General features: G+C 69.1%; 19 protein-coding genes. 11 read left to right on the forward strand and 8 right to left on the reverse strand.

The features are described from left to right. The 3 genes from ACR80S_RS12965 to ACR80S_RS12975 form a co-directional block, all read right to left on the reverse strand. Positions 1-128 (reverse strand): serine dehydratase beta chain (locus ACR80S_RS12965; RefSeq protein ID WP_435403560.1); only part of this gene is annotated, 128 nt, incomplete at its 3' end. A gap of 105 nt (positions 129-233) precedes the next feature. Continuing rightward, entirely contained in the window at positions 234-1,349 is a 1,116-nt protein-coding gene (gene gcvT / locus ACR80S_RS12970; protein WP_435403418.1) for a glycine cleavage system aminomethyltransferase GcvT, read from the reverse strand. A 229-nt stretch (positions 1,350-1,578) separates the two neighbouring features. Beyond that, the gene (locus ACR80S_RS12975) at positions 1,579-2,382 is read right to left on the reverse strand and encodes a DUF3750 domain-containing protein (protein ID WP_435401876.1); all 804 of its coding nucleotides are present in this window, start codon (positions 2,380-2,382) and stop codon (positions 1,579-1,581) included. Positions 2,383-2,459: 77 nt separating this feature from the next. Here ACR80S_RS12975 and ACR80S_RS12980 point away from each other — a divergent pair, with 77 nt between their 5' ends. Further along, a complete protein-coding gene (locus tag ACR80S_RS12980) occupies positions 2,460-3,398 on the forward strand; it encodes a tetratricopeptide repeat protein (RefSeq protein ID WP_435401877.1) in 939 nt (312 codons plus the stop codon). An 87-nt stretch (positions 3,399-3,485) separates the two neighbouring features. Here the strand turns inward: ACR80S_RS12980 and ACR80S_RS12985 are convergent, their stop codons facing one another. Beyond that, positions 3,486-4,682 carry a MalY/PatB family protein gene (locus ACR80S_RS12985; protein ID WP_435403419.1) on the reverse strand — a complete coding sequence of 399 codons (1,197 nt, stop codon included), beginning with the start codon at positions 4,680-4,682 and terminating at the stop codon, positions 3,486-3,488. Between the two features lie 42 nt (positions 4,683-4,724). Between ACR80S_RS12985 and ACR80S_RS12990 the strand changes: the two genes are divergently transcribed. From ACR80S_RS12990 to ACR80S_RS13020, 7 genes are all read left to right on the forward strand, one after another. Continuing rightward, positions 4,725-5,159 carry a hypothetical protein gene (locus ACR80S_RS12990; protein ID WP_435403561.1) on the forward strand — a complete coding sequence of 145 codons (435 nt, stop codon included), beginning with the start codon at positions 4,725-4,727 and terminating at the stop codon, positions 5,157-5,159. 47 nt (positions 5,160-5,206) lie between these two features. After that, positions 5,207-6,019: a hypothetical protein gene (locus ACR80S_RS12995; protein ID WP_435403420.1), complete on the forward strand. Its 813-nt coding sequence runs from the start codon at positions 5,207-5,209 to the stop codon at positions 6,017-6,019. A gap of 75 nt (positions 6,020-6,094) precedes the next feature. Further along, entirely contained in the window at positions 6,095-6,502 is a 408-nt protein-coding gene (locus tag ACR80S_RS13000; RefSeq protein WP_435401880.1) for an acyl-CoA thioesterase, read from the forward strand. Next, positions 6,499-6,969 (forward strand): Cys-tRNA(Pro) deacylase, encoded by a 471-nt coding sequence (gene ybaK, locus ACR80S_RS13005; RefSeq protein ID WP_435403421.1) that lies wholly within the window; start codon positions 6,499-6,501, stop codon positions 6,967-6,969. The genes ACR80S_RS13000 and ybaK overlap by 4 nt, the downstream gene beginning before the upstream one ends. An 82-nt stretch (positions 6,970-7,051) precedes the next feature. After that, entirely contained in the window at positions 7,052-7,378 is a 327-nt protein-coding gene (locus ACR80S_RS13010) for a hypothetical protein (RefSeq protein ID WP_435401882.1), read from the forward strand. Beyond that, positions 7,350-7,895, forward strand: a complete 546-nt coding sequence (locus tag ACR80S_RS13015) for a DUF501 domain-containing protein (RefSeq protein WP_435403422.1) — start codon at positions 7,350-7,352, stop codon at positions 7,893-7,895. The genes ACR80S_RS13010 and ACR80S_RS13015 overlap by 29 nt, the downstream gene beginning before the upstream one ends. Before the next feature lie 52 nt (positions 7,896-7,947). After that, positions 7,948-8,502 carry an LOG family protein gene (locus ACR80S_RS13020; protein WP_435401884.1) on the forward strand — a complete coding sequence of 185 codons (555 nt, stop codon included), beginning with the start codon at positions 7,948-7,950 and terminating at the stop codon, positions 8,500-8,502. A 104-nt stretch (positions 8,503-8,606) separates the two neighbouring features. Here the strand turns inward: ACR80S_RS13020 and ACR80S_RS13025 are convergent, their stop codons facing one another. Both ACR80S_RS13025 and ACR80S_RS13030 read right to left on the reverse strand, forming a co-directional pair. Next, complete coding sequence (locus ACR80S_RS13025; protein ID WP_435401885.1) at positions 8,607-9,107, reverse strand: hypothetical protein; 501 nt, start codon at positions 9,105-9,107, stop codon at positions 8,607-8,609. Between the two features lie 71 nt (positions 9,108-9,178). Further along, complete coding sequence (locus ACR80S_RS13030) at positions 9,179-9,694, reverse strand: tetratricopeptide repeat protein (RefSeq protein WP_290909717.1); 516 nt, start codon at positions 9,692-9,694, stop codon at positions 9,179-9,181. A gap of 227 nt (positions 9,695-9,921) precedes the next feature. Between ACR80S_RS13030 and ACR80S_RS13035 the strand changes: the two genes are divergently transcribed. Then, on the forward strand, positions 9,922-10,953 hold the full coding sequence (locus tag ACR80S_RS13035) for an NADP(H)-dependent aldo-keto reductase (RefSeq protein WP_435403423.1): 1,032 nt from the start codon (positions 9,922-9,924) through the stop codon (positions 10,951-10,953). 120 nt (positions 10,954-11,073) lie between these two features. After that, positions 11,074-11,853, forward strand: coding sequence for a peroxide stress protein YaaA (yaaA, locus tag ACR80S_RS13040; RefSeq protein ID WP_435401887.1), 780 nt, complete (start codon positions 11,074-11,076; stop codon positions 11,851-11,853). On the opposite strand, the gene ACR80S_RS13045 is transcribed toward yaaA, so the two are convergent. Continuing rightward, complete coding sequence (locus ACR80S_RS13045; RefSeq protein WP_435401888.1) at positions 11,850-12,425, reverse strand: isochorismatase family protein; 576 nt, start codon at positions 12,423-12,425, stop codon at positions 11,850-11,852. The genes yaaA and ACR80S_RS13045 overlap by 4 nt on opposite strands. 129 nt (positions 12,426-12,554) lie before the next feature. Here ACR80S_RS13045 and ACR80S_RS13050 point away from each other — a divergent pair, with 129 nt between their 5' ends. Beyond that, entirely contained in the window at positions 12,555-13,382 is an 828-nt protein-coding gene (locus tag ACR80S_RS13050) for a Tim44 domain-containing protein (RefSeq protein ID WP_435403424.1), read from the forward strand. A gap of 126 nt (positions 13,383-13,508) precedes the next feature. Here the strand turns inward: ACR80S_RS13050 and ACR80S_RS13055 are convergent, their stop codons facing one another. After that, complete coding sequence (locus ACR80S_RS13055) at positions 13,509-13,703, reverse strand: hypothetical protein (RefSeq protein ID WP_435401890.1); 195 nt, start codon at positions 13,701-13,703, stop codon at positions 13,509-13,511. Positions 13,704-13,799 lie beyond the last annotated feature (96 nt).

The raw sequence follows: 13,799 nt of genomic DNA on the forward strand, positions 1-13,799 counted from the left end.
ACGCGGTCGAGCAGCTCGCGCTCCTTGAGCTCAGCGGTGAAGTCGAAGGCGGCCCGCATGGGACCCACGGTGTGCGAGCTAGACGGCCCGACGCCGATCTTGAACAGATCGAAGACGCTGATAGACATGTTGCACCACCCTGGGCTGCCTGCCGCCCTGTTGTTAAGCGAGTTGTTGACCGTGCTGTTGATCGCGTTGTTCTGGATCGCCCCGCCCTGACAGCATAGGCCCCCTCACTTGCCGCGGTAGTAGCCCGGGGCGACGAAGGGGGTCTTGCTGACCACCATGGGCAGGCGCTTGCCGCGTACCTCGGCGAAGACCGTGGTGCCGAGTTCGGCCTGAGCCACCGGCACATAGCCCATGGCCACCGGCTTGCCCACGCTGGGGCCAAAGCCTCCGGAGGTAACGATGCCGATCAGCTGGCCCTCGGCGTCGTAAAGCTCGGCGCCCTCGCGCACCGGCGCGCGGCCCTCGCCCAGCAGGCCAACCCGCTTGCGGGCGTGATCCTTCGTCTCCACCTGGTGAAGGATCCGGTCGGCGCCGGGGAAGCCGCCCGGGCGCTCGCCCCCGTGGCGACGCGGCTTGCCGATGGCCCAGATCAGGCCGCCTTCGACGGGCGTGGTGGTGGTATCGATATCATGGCCATAGAGACAGAGGCCCGCCTCCAGGCGAAGGGAGTCGCGGGCGCCCAGTCCGATCGCCTCGACCTCCGGTTCCACCAGCAGGCGGCGGGCCAGGGCCTCGCCCTGCTCGGCGGCCACCGATATCTCGAAGCCATCCTCACCGGTATAGCCGCTGCGGCTGACCCACAACGGGATGCCATCGATCTCGAAGTGACCGTGCTGCATGAAGACCATCTCGCAGGCCTCCGGGCAGAGGCGCGCCATCACCTCGGAGGCCTGCGGGCCCTGCAGCGCGAGCAGGCCGCGGTCGAGCACCTCGATCTCGTGGCCCTTGGGCAGGTGTTCACGCAGGTGGGCGATGTCCTGCGCCTGGCAGGCCGCGTTGACCACCAGGTAGAGGTGGTCGCCGGCGTTGACCACCATCAGGTCATCGAGGATGCCGCCCTCCTCGCTGGTGAACAGCGCATAGCGCTGTATGCCCTCGGGCAGGCCGACGATATCCGCCGGCACCAGGGTCTCCAGCGCCTCGGCCGGCGCGGGGCCGCGCAGCAGCAGCTGACCCATGTGGGAGACATCGAACAGGCCGCAGGCGCTGCGGGTCTGCTCGTGCTCCTTCTTCACGCCCAGGGGATACTGCACCGGCATCTCGTAGCCGGCGAAGGGCACCAGTCGGGCGCCCAGTTCCACATGGAGGTCATACAGCGGGGTACGTTTCAGTTGGCTCATCTCGGCCGCCTCTTGGCTTGCTGATCAGGGTGATAGGTCAGGCGCCCATTGCTGTACCGCCGGACCGATTCGGGTTCGAATGGACAAAGAGTAGACCATGTTTCCTATTGGAAACAATGGCTGCAAGAAGAGAAATGCGCCCTCCACAAGGCACCCACATTCCACATGACCTCCGAGGGTGTAACCGCTAGGTCAGGTCACCAGGTTTCCGATGAGAAACGCGAGATCATCACCGGGGCTCGCCCGAGGCCACTCCCTTGGCCTTTCCCGCGGCCGTCCCCTTGACAAGCGGCGCCATGCCCAGTCGCTCCACGCCGGGCAACTTTAGGGCCGGGCGGCGCAGATCGAGCCCCAGGCCCAGCCCCAGCAGGTTCAGCTCCACCCCCTCGTCGAGGCCCAGAGTGAGCCCGAGCACGCCGCCCAGGGAGGCGGTCAGGCCGCGGCCCCCTGGCGCCGAAGCCAGGGGGCCGTCGAGCAGATAGTCCTTGCCCACCGCGGTCACCGGCAGCACCGCCTCGAGCCCCGGCACCTCGCGCACCACCCAGGCGGTGAAGGTGTTGCTGTTGGGGCCGGGCCAGGCCCGATAGGCCGCCGGGGCGGGATAGGCCGCCACCGCCGCCTCGATGGCCGGGATCAGCCCCTCGGCGGTCGCGCCGCGGTAGTCCGCCAGCAGCGCCGGGGCGCTGCCATACCAGGCGCGGTCAGGGGTGGCGGTGGTCTCTCCGACCAGCGCCGGGCGTCGCCAGCTCATCACGTGGTGCAGGCGCCACCGTTCGGCGCCGGCCTCCCGGGTGGCGATCCAGGTGTGCACGCCGAAGGCGCCCCGCCAGCCCCAGGCGCGGGCGGCGTAGAGCTGCACCAGCGCCTCCGGCGCCTCGGCCGGCGTCGGCGCCAGCCCCGCCGGCTCGCGCCCCGCCGAGGCCCAGTGTCCACCTGCCGCCACCTCCTCGGTGGCCAGCAGCCACAGCGGCCCGGCCATCAGCAGCGAGAGCAGCAGTAGCAGGCCGGCCAGCAGCCGCAACAGGATCCTCATCACGCCCCTCCCCTTGAATACCCCCATCGTCACCCGCATCTCCCTTGGAAATCCACTCAGACCCGGGAACCCCAACCATGCCCATCGTCGACCCGCGCACCGGCGAGCCCCTCGCCGCCGACACGCCCTCCGGCGCCAGCGACCCTGCCCCCGGCCCCGCCGGCGAGGCACCCGAGGTGATCGTCGACGTCGACGCCAGCAATATTCAGCAGCTGCTGGAGTTCTCCATGCAGGTGCCGGTAGTACTCGAGTGCTGGGCCCCCTCGTCCGAGCCCTGCAAGAACCTGATGCCTGTGCTGGAGAAACTGGCCCGCGATTATCAGGGCGTTTTCATCCTGGCCAAGCTCAATATCGACGAGAACCAGGAAATCGCCGCCCAGCTCGGCGTGAGCTCGGTGCCCGACGTCAAGCTCATCAGCCAGGGCGGGCTGGTCGACCATTTCCAGGGCGCCCTGCCCGAGAAGCAGGTGCGTGAGTGGCTGGGCCGCTACTTCCCGGCCCCGGAGGATGCGCCGGCCAGCCCCGAGGAGCAGGCCGCCGAGGCCCTGGCCGCCGGCGATGCCGCTACCGCCCGCGCCCTCTTTGAGGAGCTGGTGCAGCAGAATCCCCAGCACTACCCCTTTCAGGTGGATCTGGCCCGCGCCCTGGTGGCCGAGGGCAACGCCGCTGACGCCCGCGCCCTGCTCGACAACCTCCCGCCGGAGGAGCGCGACGCCGCCCCGGCCCGCGGCGTGCGCGCCAGCATCGAGTTCGGCGAGGAAGCGCCCAGCCCCGAGCAGCTTGCCTCCCTGGGCGAGCGTGACGACAGCGAGGCGCAGTACCTGCGCGCCCTGCGCCAGGTGGCCGACGGCGACTACGAGGCCGGCCTCGATGCACTGCTGACGCTGATGAAGGCCGATCGCGCCTATGGCGACGATGCCGCCCGCATGACCCTGCTGCGGGTCTTCGACGCCCTGGGCGCCGACCATCCGCTCACGGTCACCTACCGTCGCAGGCTCTTCGCCCTGCTCTACTGAGCGCAGCGACAGCACGATAGCGATAGCGATAGCGATGGCGATAGTGATAGCACCGATAGCGGCCGCCAGAGGGCGGCCGCTTCGTTTTCAGCCGGACAGCACGCCATCCAGGCGTGCCAGCGCCGCCTCGAGCTGGGTCGCGGTGGTGCCGAAGTTGAGCCGGGCGAACCCCGGCGTGCCGAAGTCGGCACCGTCGGAGAGCGCCACCCCGGCGCGCTGTAGCAGCGCCTGCTGGGGCGAGGCCTCGCCGGCCAGCGCCAGCGACTGGCGCAGGTCGAGCCAGGCCAGGAAGGTGGACTCGGGCGCGCTCAGGGTCACCCCCGGCCAGCGCGCCACCCGCTCGACAAGCGAGCGTCGATGGCCGCGCAACACTTCGAGCAGCGCCTGGCGCCAGGGGTCCCCCTCGGCGTAGGCGGCCTCGGCGGCCACCAGCCCCAGCACGTTGCCGTCCGGCGTCAGCCCCTTGGCCACGGCGGCGAAACGGCCGCGCAGCGCCGGGTCGGGGATCACCGCGCAGGCGGTGGTCAGCCCGGCTAGGTTGAAGGTCTTGGAGGGGGCCCAGAGGGTCAGGGTGCGCGCGGCCAGCTCGGGGAAGGCCGCCGCCAGGGGTAGGTGCCGAGCGCCCTCGTCCAGCAGCAGGTCGCAGTGCAGCTCGTCGGAGACCACGACGAGATCATGGCGCACCACCAGCTCAGCCAGGCCGGCGAGCTCGTCGTGGGCCCAGACCCGCCCGGTGGGGTTGTGGGGATGGCACCACAGCAGCAGCCGGGTACGCGAAGTGATCGCCGCTTCCAGCGCCTCGAGGTCGAGCCGCCAGGGCTCTCCGGGAGCCACGGGCTCGGCCATCGCCGCCTGCTGGGGCGTGCGTCCAGTACGCTCGGCCACCCGCAGGAAGGGCGGATAGATCGGCGTCACGGTGAGCACCCCATCGCCCGGCTCGGTCAGGGCCAGGCTGGCCAGGTGCAGCGCCGGCACCACCCCGGGCAGCCACCGCTGCCAGTCGGGCTCGATGCGCCAGCCGTAGTGGCGATCGCTCCAGGCACACAGGGTCTCGCGCAGCGAATCCGGCACCAGGCCATAGCCGAACACGCCATGCTCGACCCGGGCGCGCAGCGCTTTCAGCACCGCCGGAGGCGAGACGAAGTCCATATCGGCCACCCACAGCGGCAGCACCTGGTCGCCGTAGCGGTGCCACTTCTGGGACGGCCAGTCGGATGGCCAATCGGACGGACGCCCGTCTGACAGGTGCCGCCGCTCCACGGGCGTGGCAAAATCGAACGCCATGCGCTCACTCCTCGATGATCAGGACACGTAATGACCAAGACGATGCCCCAGGACGGCTTCTATGCCAAGGTGCGCCGCGGGCTTCCCGCGCTGATCGACCAGTGGCGGGGGCTGGGCCAGGGCGACGCCGACCGTCTGGCACTTATCCTGGCCGAGACCGCCCGGGTCGCCAAGCTGGGCCAGCCGGACACCACCCCGAGCGGCGCCACCCTGGCGGCCTGGGCCGAGCCTGGGGCCGGTGACGAGATCCCGCTGTGGGCGGCGCGCACCGCCGCCTTCCTGCTGGTGCAGATGCCCGCCCGGCCGCTGCCCAACAGCGACGACGAGGCCTGCGCCTGGGCCTACTGCTGGCTGCGCAACCGTGACTTCGCCGACCACGAGAGCGCCGAGGCCGCTCTGCCCGACCACCTGCGCGGGCCGCTGGCCGCGCCCCTCAAGGCCGCCTGGCGAGACCGCCAGGGCCTGCGGCTGATCTAGCCCGCCCTCACACGCTACAGCCATCCATAGAACGCAAGGAACACCCCATGGACGTCCCCCTGAGCTGGCAGCTCGCCAAGCTGGTGGTGTCGATCGGCATGGTGCTGGGCCTCGGCGCCATCGCCGTGCGCGTCAGCCCCAGGGTCGCCGGGCTGCTGGCCGGCTACCCGCTGGGCACCGCCATCGCGCTGTTCTTCATCGGCCTTGAGCTCTCCACGCGCTTCGCCGCCGAGAGCGCGGTGCACACCCTGGCCGGCTTCACCGCCACCCTGGCGCTGGGGGGCGGCTACCTGCTGGCCGGTCGCCGCCCGGGCCTGCCCGGGGTGCTCACCGGCACCGCCGCGGGGCTGGCCGCCTTCCTGGCGGTGAGCCTGCTGCTCACCCGGGTGGAGTTCGACCGCCTCACCGGCACCCTCACGACCCTGGCGGCCATCATGCTTTTCACCTGGCTCTACCGGCGGGTGCCGGACAGCGCCGCGCGGCCCTCGGGGCACTTCTCCTGGGCGGCGATGGGCGTGCGCGCCCTGCTCGCCGCCGCGATCATCTTCGCGATCACCGGCATGGCCCACTTCCTGCCAGCGGCCTGGGCCGGCGTGATGGCCGCCTTCCCGGTCACCATGTACCCCTTCCTGGTGATCCTGCACCTGACCCAGGGGCCGGGCCCGGTGGCCACGGTGATCAAACACTACCCAGCGGGGCTCGGCTCTCTGCTCAGCTACACCCTGTGCGTATCGCTGACCTACCCCGTGCTGGGGCTTGGCCTGGGCACCCTGGCCGGCTTCACCGCGGCCACTCTCTGGCTGCTGGGCTGGACCCGGTTGCACGCGTGGCAGCACGCCAGGCGCCTCCCTCAGGGTTGACCGAGCGCTTGCTTGGGGCAAAGCTGTCCTGCCCGGATGATCACAACCTAACGACGATAATAAGGAGCCCCTGACATGTTCACCCGTAACGTCGAGCCCGCCTTTTACGACACCGACGCCCTGGGCCATATCAACAATACCCGGCTGCCCGCCTGGTTCGAGCTGGCTCGCAACGACCTCTTCCGGCTCTTCACCCCGGACCTGGACCCCCGCAAATGGAGACTGATCATGGCCCGCATGGAGGTGGAGTACCTCGCCGAGCTGCAGTACGGCAGCGATATCGAGATCCGCACCTACTTATCGCGGCTCGGCAACAGCTCCTTCACGGTGACCCAGGAGGCCTGGCAGGATGGTCTGATGACCAATATCGGCCGCACCGTCATGGTCCAGTTTGATCACCAGAGCAAGAAGGCCATGCCCATCGAGGGCGACCTGCGCGAGGCCCTGGAGGCCCATGTCCAGGAGGAGCCGGTCGCCGCATGACCCCCGCCGTCACGCAGCTCGAGAAGGCCGGCATCGCCTTCACCCTGGCCGACTACGAGCACGACCCCCGGACACCTGCCTTCGGGGAGGAGGCGGCCCGGGCGCTGGGCCTCTCGCCCGATGAGGTGTTCAAGACCCTGCTCGCCCGGCTGGATGACGGCCGGCTGGCGGTGGCCATCGTGCCGGTGTCGCACCAGCTCGACCTCAAGGCCCTGGCCCGCGCCGCCGGTGCGCGCAGGGCGACCATGGCCGAGGCCGAGGAGGCCCAACGCGCCACCGGCTATATGGTCGGCGGAATCAGTCCCCTCGGGCAGAAGCGCCGCCTGCCCACCTTCCTGGACGCGAGCGCCGAAGGGCTCCCGGCGATTCACGTCAGCGGCGGGCGACGCGGGCTGGAGATCCGCCTGGCGCCCGCCGACCTGGCACGCCTCACCGGTGCGCGGCTGGCTCCTCTCACCAGGCGCTGACCCGGCGAGCCAAACGGCGCCCCGCGCTGTCCCAATCACATGGCCGGCTCGGCCGACACCCGATCCCCGACAGGAGGTGGTCATGGCCATCCGCTACGACCTCTGGCTGGACCCCGAGAACGTCGCCCGGCACCGCGCCGTGGAGGCAGACCTGATCCGCTACTTCGTCGAGCGCTTCGCCGACTATCCCCACATCCGCTTGTTTGGCGCCGACCCCTACGATTATGATGCGCCGTTCAATCGACTCTACGACGCGCTGATGGCTCGGGCCGCGGACTACTGCGAGCGGGAGTGGCGCTATGCGCCCACCCCCGACCAGCTCAACCGCGCCTTCTTCCTGGCCGTCGGCCAGTCCAACAAGTTTCTACGGGACCCCGACGATGGTGATCCGCACCGATCAGACCCCTGACGAGCGCCAGCTGGCGATCATCACCGCGCAGCTGGGGCGCGCCCCGCGCGGCATCGAGGCCCTGGCGGCCACCGACAGCGAAGGCACGCCGCTGGTCCTGCGCATGGCGCCGATCGTCGATGGCAAGCCCTTTCCGACCCTCTACTGGCTCTGCTCCGAGCGGCTCAAGGTCGAGATCTCGCGCATCGAGGCCGCCGGCGTGATCAAGCAGCTGGAGGCACGCCTGCAGGAGGAGCCCGAGTTCCTCGCCGCCTACCACGACAGCCACCGCGACTACGTGGCGGCCCGCTGGGGTTGCATGGGCGAGGCACAAAAGGCCGAGATAATCCGGCTGGGCTACGAGGGCCTGCTCACCGAGCGCGGCATCGGCGGTATCGCCAACTGGGACCAGGTGCGTTGCCTGCACACCCAGTACGCCCATCACCTCTGCGGCGACAACGTCATCGGCCAGTGGATGGACGCCGAGTACGGGGTGGCCGATTGTCTGCCCGGCGGGTCCCGACCCCATTTCCCCTGATCCTGCAATGCCCCAGCCAGGAGGCGAAAGCGCCACCGTCAAGGAGAAGAGCATGTCAAGATTCTGCGTCTACCTGGGGTCACGGGACGGCCACGACCCCCAGTTTCTCGAGACCGCCCGCGACCTGGGGCGTGAGCTGGCCCGGCGCGGCCACAGCCTGGTCTACGGCGGCGCCCGCATCGGCCTGATGGGCGCCCTGGCGGATGCCGCCCTGGCCGAGGGCGGGAAAGTGATCGGCGTGATGCCGGACCACCTGGTGGAGCGTGAGCAGGCCCACCGCGGCCTCACTGAGCTGATCCGGGTGCGCAACATGCACGAGCGCAAGGCCAGCATGGCTACCCACGCCGACGCCTTCCTGGTGCTGCCCGGCGGCATCGGCACCCTGGAGGAGTTCTTCGAGGCCTGGACCTGGCACTACCTGGGGCTCCACGACAAGCCCATCGGCGTGCTCGACAGCGCCGGCTTCTATAGCCCCCTGCTGGCCTTCCTCGACAGCACCGTTGCGCACGGTTTTCTCAACGCCCGGACCCGGGCCGAGCTGTTCGATGCCCCCGAACCGGGCGAGCTGCTCGATATCCTCGAGGCGCGGCTTGCCGAGCCGGCCTGACGCCCCACACGGGAATCACGCCGGCACGATCCCGGCGCAATTCCGGCGCAATTCCGGCAAACATGGCGAGTTGATGGGTATTCCCGAGGCGCGGCTGAGCCGATTCAGGCGTCGTCGGCCAGCTCGCGGGTGCGCTGGTAGGTGAGCTGCAGCAGGCGAGCGTCCTCGCTGGCACGATGCCGGCGAATCCCCATCTCGGCCACCAGCGCCTCGCGGGTGGCATGCCAGAGCGCCAGCTGCCCCTCGCTGAGCAGCTTGCGCAGCGCCTCCAGGCGGAAGGCCGGCAGCATGCCAGCGTGGTGAAAGAGCAGCGACAGCCAGGTGTTGTCGTAGCCCCAGCTGTCGCTGTAGGCGATGCCAAGCTCGCCGAGCTCGTCGTTGAGCCAGCGCGCCACCTGGCGCACCGGATGCCCCTCGCGATGCAGCCGCGCACGGCTGATGCCATGCAGAAGTTCGGCCTTGGGGTCCCAGTGCGTCCACTCCGGCAGGGGAAGAATCAGGAAGGCACAGCTGCTGCCATCGGGGCGGGCCAGGCCGACCTCGATGGGGTAGCTGCCGCGCCCAAACCCGGACGCCTCGATATCGAGCAGTGTCGGTAGCGTCACGGGAGCACGGATCCTCGAGGCCGAAGCTTGGGAAGGGAGAGGGCCAGGGCGGGAGAACGCCCGGCATCGGCCTAGTGTCGCGTCTCGGCTTCGCCGCTGTCCAGCGCGTCACCCAGGTCCATGGCCTGGTCGGCCAACTGCTGCCAGTGGCTGGCACGCTCGCCATCCACCGGCAGGCCCAGCTGGCCCTCGCGGTAGGCGCGGGCCAGGCGGGCAGCGGCCAGGGGATGGCCATCCTCACCGGCGCGGGCGTACCAGGTCACGGCGCGGTCGTCGCGGCGCGGATAGAGGACGCAGCCGTGCTCGTAGATCTGGGCGGCCTGGTACTGGGCGCGAATGTCGCCGGCCTTGGCCGCCTCCATCACATAGCGGGCCCCGCGGGCCTTGTCCTGGGGCGTCAGGCCTCGATGGAAGAGCATATGACCATAGACGGAGAGCGCCGCCGGATGCCCGGCATCGGCGCAGCGCTGATAGAGGTGCATGGTCAACCGCTGGGTCCGCGGCGAGCGGGGGAGCCAGCGCGTATGGAACAGCTGCTCCGCCAGGCGGTATTCGAGCCGGGTGATCAGTGAAGATGCCTGTATCATGGCCAGTAACCGGGTCCTGTTGACGCAAACAAGAACGCTCGCACCACCCTGTGCGCGACGTCTGCTCTGTAAACAAACCTGACCGCCCCCCAGGCTCCGGGGGGCGGAAGCGGCGGCCAGCATACGCCCGCCCCGCCCGGGACTCAACCCTGGCCATTTGCCGCCCTTGCCGGGCTGCCGCTACCATGCCGACTTGCACATTCGCAGATCCGCCAAGGGAGTAGAGAATGCAGACGCGACCGCTGGGCACCACCGGCATCGAGGTCAGCCGCCTGTGCCTGGGCACCATGACCTTCGGCGAGCAGAACAGCGAGGCCGAGGCCCATGAGCAGCTCGACCGCGCCGTGGCCTTCGGCATCAATTTCATCGACACCGCCGAGATGTACCCGGTCCCGACGAAGGCAGAGACCCAAGGCCGTACCGAACGCTACATCGGCAGCTGGCTGAAGCAGCGCGGCAGCCGGGACGACGTGATCATCGCCACCAAGGCGTCGGGGCCGGGTCTGGAACATATCCGCGGCGGCCCGCGGCTGACCCGAGAGCACCTCCACCAGGCCATCGACGAAAGCCTCGCCCGCCTGCAGACCGACTACGTTGACCTCTACCAGCTGCACTGGCCGGACCGGAAGACCAACTTCTTCGGCAGGCTGGGCTACCAGCACGACGAGGAGGAGGACGCCACTCCGCTGGCGGAGACCCTCGCCGCCCTCAAGGAGCTGGTGGATGTCGGCAAGGTGCGCGCCATCGGGCTCTCCAACGACACCCCCTGGGGCGTGATGCGCGCCCTGCAGCTGGCCGAGACACTGGGCCTGCCGCGGGTCGCCTCGGTGCAGAACCCCTACAACCTGCTCAACCGCAGCTTCGAGGTGGGCCTGGCCGAGATCGCCCATCGCGAGCAGGTGGGGCTGCTGGCCTATTCACCGCTGGCCTTCGGAGTGCTCTCCGGCAAGTATCTGGAGGGCGCCCGACCCGAGGGCGCGCGGCTGACGCTTTTCGAGCGCTTCCAGCGCTACACCAATCCCCAGGCCGAGGCCGCCGCCGCCGAGTACGTGAAGATCGCCCGCGATGCCGATCTGGACCCGGCCCGGATGGCGCTGGCCTTCGTCAATTCACGCCCCTTCCTGACCAGCAACATTATCGGCGCCACCAGCATGGAACAGCTCGAGAGCAACCTGGAGAGCGAGTTCCTCAAGCTCGACCAGGACGTGCTCGAGGCCATCGAGGCGGTGCACCAGCGCCAGCCCAACCCGGCCCCCTGAATCGCCCTCTGCCTGGGCTCGACCCTACCGGGCGACCCGCCGGGCTATCGCCGCGATAGCCCCTCGGCGACAGCGCCCTTGGTATACTCGGGCCACTTCCTCAGGATCAGGAGCGCCCCCATGCTGAGCGTGATCTCGCCCGCCAAGACGCTGGACTTCGAGACACCGGCCACCACCGCCATGTACACCCAGCCGGATTTCCTCGATCGCAGCCGCGAGCTGATCGAGATCCTGCGCGACCTCTCCCCGCAGCGACTGAGTGAGCTGATGGGCATCAGCGACAAGCTGGCCGCCCTCAATGCCGCGCGCTACGGCGATTGGGAGACTCCCTTCACCCCGGATAACGCCAAGCCCGCCGCCCAGGCCTTCCAGGGCGACGTCTACCTGGGCCTCGAGGCAGACACCTTCGGTGAGGACGACAACGCCTTCGCCCAGGATCACCTGCGCATCCTCTCCGGGCTCTACGGTCTGCTGCGCCCGCTGGACCTGATCCAGCCCTACCGCCTGGAGATGGGCACCAAACTGGAGAACCCGGCCGGCCGCGATCTTTACGCCTTATGGAAAGGCACCCTCACCGAGGAGCTCGATCACGCAGTGACACAAAGCGGCAGCCCGGTGCTGGTCAACCTCGCCTCCAACGAGTACTTCAAGGCGATCGACCCGAAGCGACTTCAAGCGCGGGTGATCACCCCGGTGTTCAAGGACGAAAAGAACGGCAAGGTCAAGATCATCAGCTTCTATGCCAAGAAGGCCCGCGGCCTGATGGCCGCATGGATGATCCGCGAGCGGCTGGACGACCCGGAGGGTCTCAAGGACTTCGCCGAGGCCGGCTACGCTTACAACCCGGCCATGAGCAAGAGCGACACCCTGGTCTTTACCCGGCCGGAAGGCGCCGCCTAGGCAAACACCAGCGGGCGCGCCGAGCGCCCCTTGAGGAAACGGCGGTGGGCGTGCTTGAAGCGCTCGTCGTCGCAACGGTGCAGCCATTCGTAGGCCACCATGTCGGCGCTGACCGGTACCGCCCCGGCCTGCATCATGCGCTCCCGGGCCAGGCGCGCCTCCGCGGCACGGCGGCTGGCGCAGGCCTCGGTCAGCCAGTACACCTCGTAGCCCGCCGCCAGCAGGCCCAGACCCGTCTGCATCACACAGATATGCGCCTCGGTGCCGCACAGCACCACCTGGCGCTTGCCGCTTTCCGCCAGCGCCGCCATGAACGCTGGATTGCCGCAGGCGTCGAAGGTCAGCTTCTGCCACAGGCGATGACCCGTCAGTGCCTCCAGCAGCCGCGGCTCGCTGCCGCCGAGCCCCTCGGGATACTGTTCGGTGACCCAGACGGGCACCTCGATGGACTCGGCCAGGCCACCCAGCCAGGCCGCCTCGGTCACCGCCTGGTCGCCGTGCTCGATCAGCGGCAGCAATCCCGCCTGCAGGTCGACGATCAACAGCAGGCTCTCCTCTCGTATCAGACGCATGGCGTGGTCTCCTTATGCGTGTTACTTGTACGTGTTATCGGTTTTTATGGTGCCCCCCAGCATAGCCGGTAGAATATCTTGACTCGACCTTCTCACCCCCACCTAGACCACTATCGGAGGCACCCCCTGATGCGACACCTGCTTGTCATGCTGGTCGTCGGGCTCTTTACCCTCGGCCCGGCCCTGGACTACGCCGAGGCCCGCCGCCTGGGCGGCGGTGGCAACGTCGGCAGCTTCTCCCGCTCGGCGGATCGCCCCGCCGCCTCGCCCAACCAGGCCGCCCCCGCCCGCCAGGGCCAGCAGGGTGCCGCGGCCGGCTCGCGCATGCCCGGCATGCTGGGCGGCCTGCTGGCAGGCGGCTTGCTCGCCGCGCTGTTCTTCGGGGGCGCCTTCGACGAGTTGCGCCTGACGGACATCCTGGTGATGGCCGGCATCGCCTTCCTGCTGTTCCGGCTCTTCGCCCGCCGCCGCCCGGCCGTGGCCGGCGCCCCCGAGCGCGAGGGTACCGTCCAGTCCCAGGCGGCCCAGGCCCAGGCCTTCCAGGCCAGCGCTCCGCTGACCGGCAGCGCCGCCTTCGCCGACGAGCCTGCATGGTTCGACCGCGAACGCTTCCTGGGCGGCGCCAAGGAGCACTTCATGACCCTGCAGCGGGCCTGGGACAACAACGACTTCTCGGGCATTCAGGAGTACGCGACCCCGGAACTCTACAACCTGCTGCGCGCCGAGCGTGACAAGCACCCGGCCAACAATCGCACCGAGGTGGTGCGCCTGTTCGCCGAGTTGGGCATGGTCGAGGAAGTCGGCCAGCGGGCCGAGGCCAGCGTGGTCTTCCACGGCATCCTCGACGAGAACGGCGAGCACAACGAGTTCAACGAGACCTGGCACCTGGTGCGCGACCTGCGCGACGGCGCGCCCTGGTACGTGCAGGGCATCGAACAGAACGAGCAGGCCCGGTAGCGAAAATTCGTAACGTGAACATCAGTAACGAACAAACTCGGCAGAGCATAAACGCAGAAAGGTCGGGCGATATCGCCCGACCTTTCTGCGTCAGGACCCCATTTGCCTGTATCAGGACCCCAGCCGTCAGTTGCCGTCGGCGGCATCCTGGATGGACTCGCCCATCTCCTCGACGCCCTCGCCGGCATCCTCCATGGCGTCATCGATCTCCTGGCCGGCCTCCTCGGCGGGACCGGGCTCGTCCTGGCAGCCCACCAGGCCCGCCGCCAGCATTCCCACCAGCAGCGCCAGACCAAGCTTCTTGAGCATCTCGTGTGTCATGGGGTGTCTCCTCCTGAGTCGTTTCCTGAAAAAAAGCCGCCGGGGCGACCATCAGTCTACCCTAGCCAAGCCGAGTCACTGCCTCCACTACGTGAT

This window comes from Halomonas salsilacus (assembly GCF_051216275.1).
Classification (GTDB): Bacteria; Pseudomonadota; Gammaproteobacteria; order Pseudomonadales; family Halomonadaceae; genus Halomonas.

Bases quoted from the DNA above. Each gene is read 5' to 3' on its own strand.
- gcvT (WP_435403418.1), bottom strand. From the start codon at position 1,349: ATGAGCCAACTGAAACGTACCCCGCTGTATGACCTCCATGTGGAACTG.
- ACR80S_RS12975 (WP_435401876.1), bottom strand. From the start codon at position 2,382: ATGAGGATCCTGTTGCGGCTGCTGGCCGGCCTGCTACTGCTGCTCTCG.
- ACR80S_RS12980 (WP_435401877.1), top strand. From the start codon at position 2,460: ATGCCCATCGTCGACCCGCGCACCGGCGAGCCCCTCGCCGCCGACACG.
- ACR80S_RS12985 (WP_435403419.1), bottom strand. From the start codon at position 4,682: ATGGCGTTCGATTTTGCCACGCCCGTGGAGCGGCGGCACCTGTCAGAC.
- ACR80S_RS12990 (WP_435403561.1), top strand. From the start codon at position 4,725: ATGCCCCAGGACGGCTTCTATGCCAAGGTGCGCCGCGGGCTTCCCGCG.
- ACR80S_RS12995 (WP_435403420.1), top strand. From the start codon at position 5,207: ATGGACGTCCCCCTGAGCTGGCAGCTCGCCAAGCTGGTGGTGTCGATC.
- ACR80S_RS13000 (WP_435401880.1), top strand. From the start codon at position 6,095: ATGTTCACCCGTAACGTCGAGCCCGCCTTTTACGACACCGACGCCCTG.
- ybaK (WP_435403421.1), top strand. From the start codon at position 6,499: ATGACCCCCGCCGTCACGCAGCTCGAGAAGGCCGGCATCGCCTTCACC.
- ACR80S_RS13010 (WP_435401882.1), top strand. From the start codon at position 7,052: ATGGCCATCCGCTACGACCTCTGGCTGGACCCCGAGAACGTCGCCCGG.
- ACR80S_RS13015 (WP_435403422.1), top strand. From the start codon at position 7,350: ATGGTGATCCGCACCGATCAGACCCCTGACGAGCGCCAGCTGGCGATC.
- ACR80S_RS13020 (WP_435401884.1), top strand. From the start codon at position 7,948: ATGTCAAGATTCTGCGTCTACCTGGGGTCACGGGACGGCCACGACCCC.
- ACR80S_RS13030 (WP_290909717.1), bottom strand. From the start codon at position 9,694: ATGATACAGGCATCTTCACTGATCACCCGGCTCGAATACCGCCTGGCG.
- ACR80S_RS13035 (WP_435403423.1), top strand. From the start codon at position 9,922: ATGCAGACGCGACCGCTGGGCACCACCGGCATCGAGGTCAGCCGCCTG.
- yaaA (WP_435401887.1), top strand. From the start codon at position 11,074: ATGCTGAGCGTGATCTCGCCCGCCAAGACGCTGGACTTCGAGACACCG.
- ACR80S_RS13045 (WP_435401888.1), bottom strand. From the start codon at position 12,425: ATGCGTCTGATACGAGAGGAGAGCCTGCTGTTGATCGTCGACCTGCAG.
- ACR80S_RS13050 (WP_435403424.1), top strand. From the start codon at position 12,555: ATGCGACACCTGCTTGTCATGCTGGTCGTCGGGCTCTTTACCCTCGGC.
- ACR80S_RS13055 (WP_435401890.1), bottom strand. From the start codon at position 13,703: ATGACACACGAGATGCTCAAGAAGCTTGGTCTGGCGCTGCTGGTGGGA.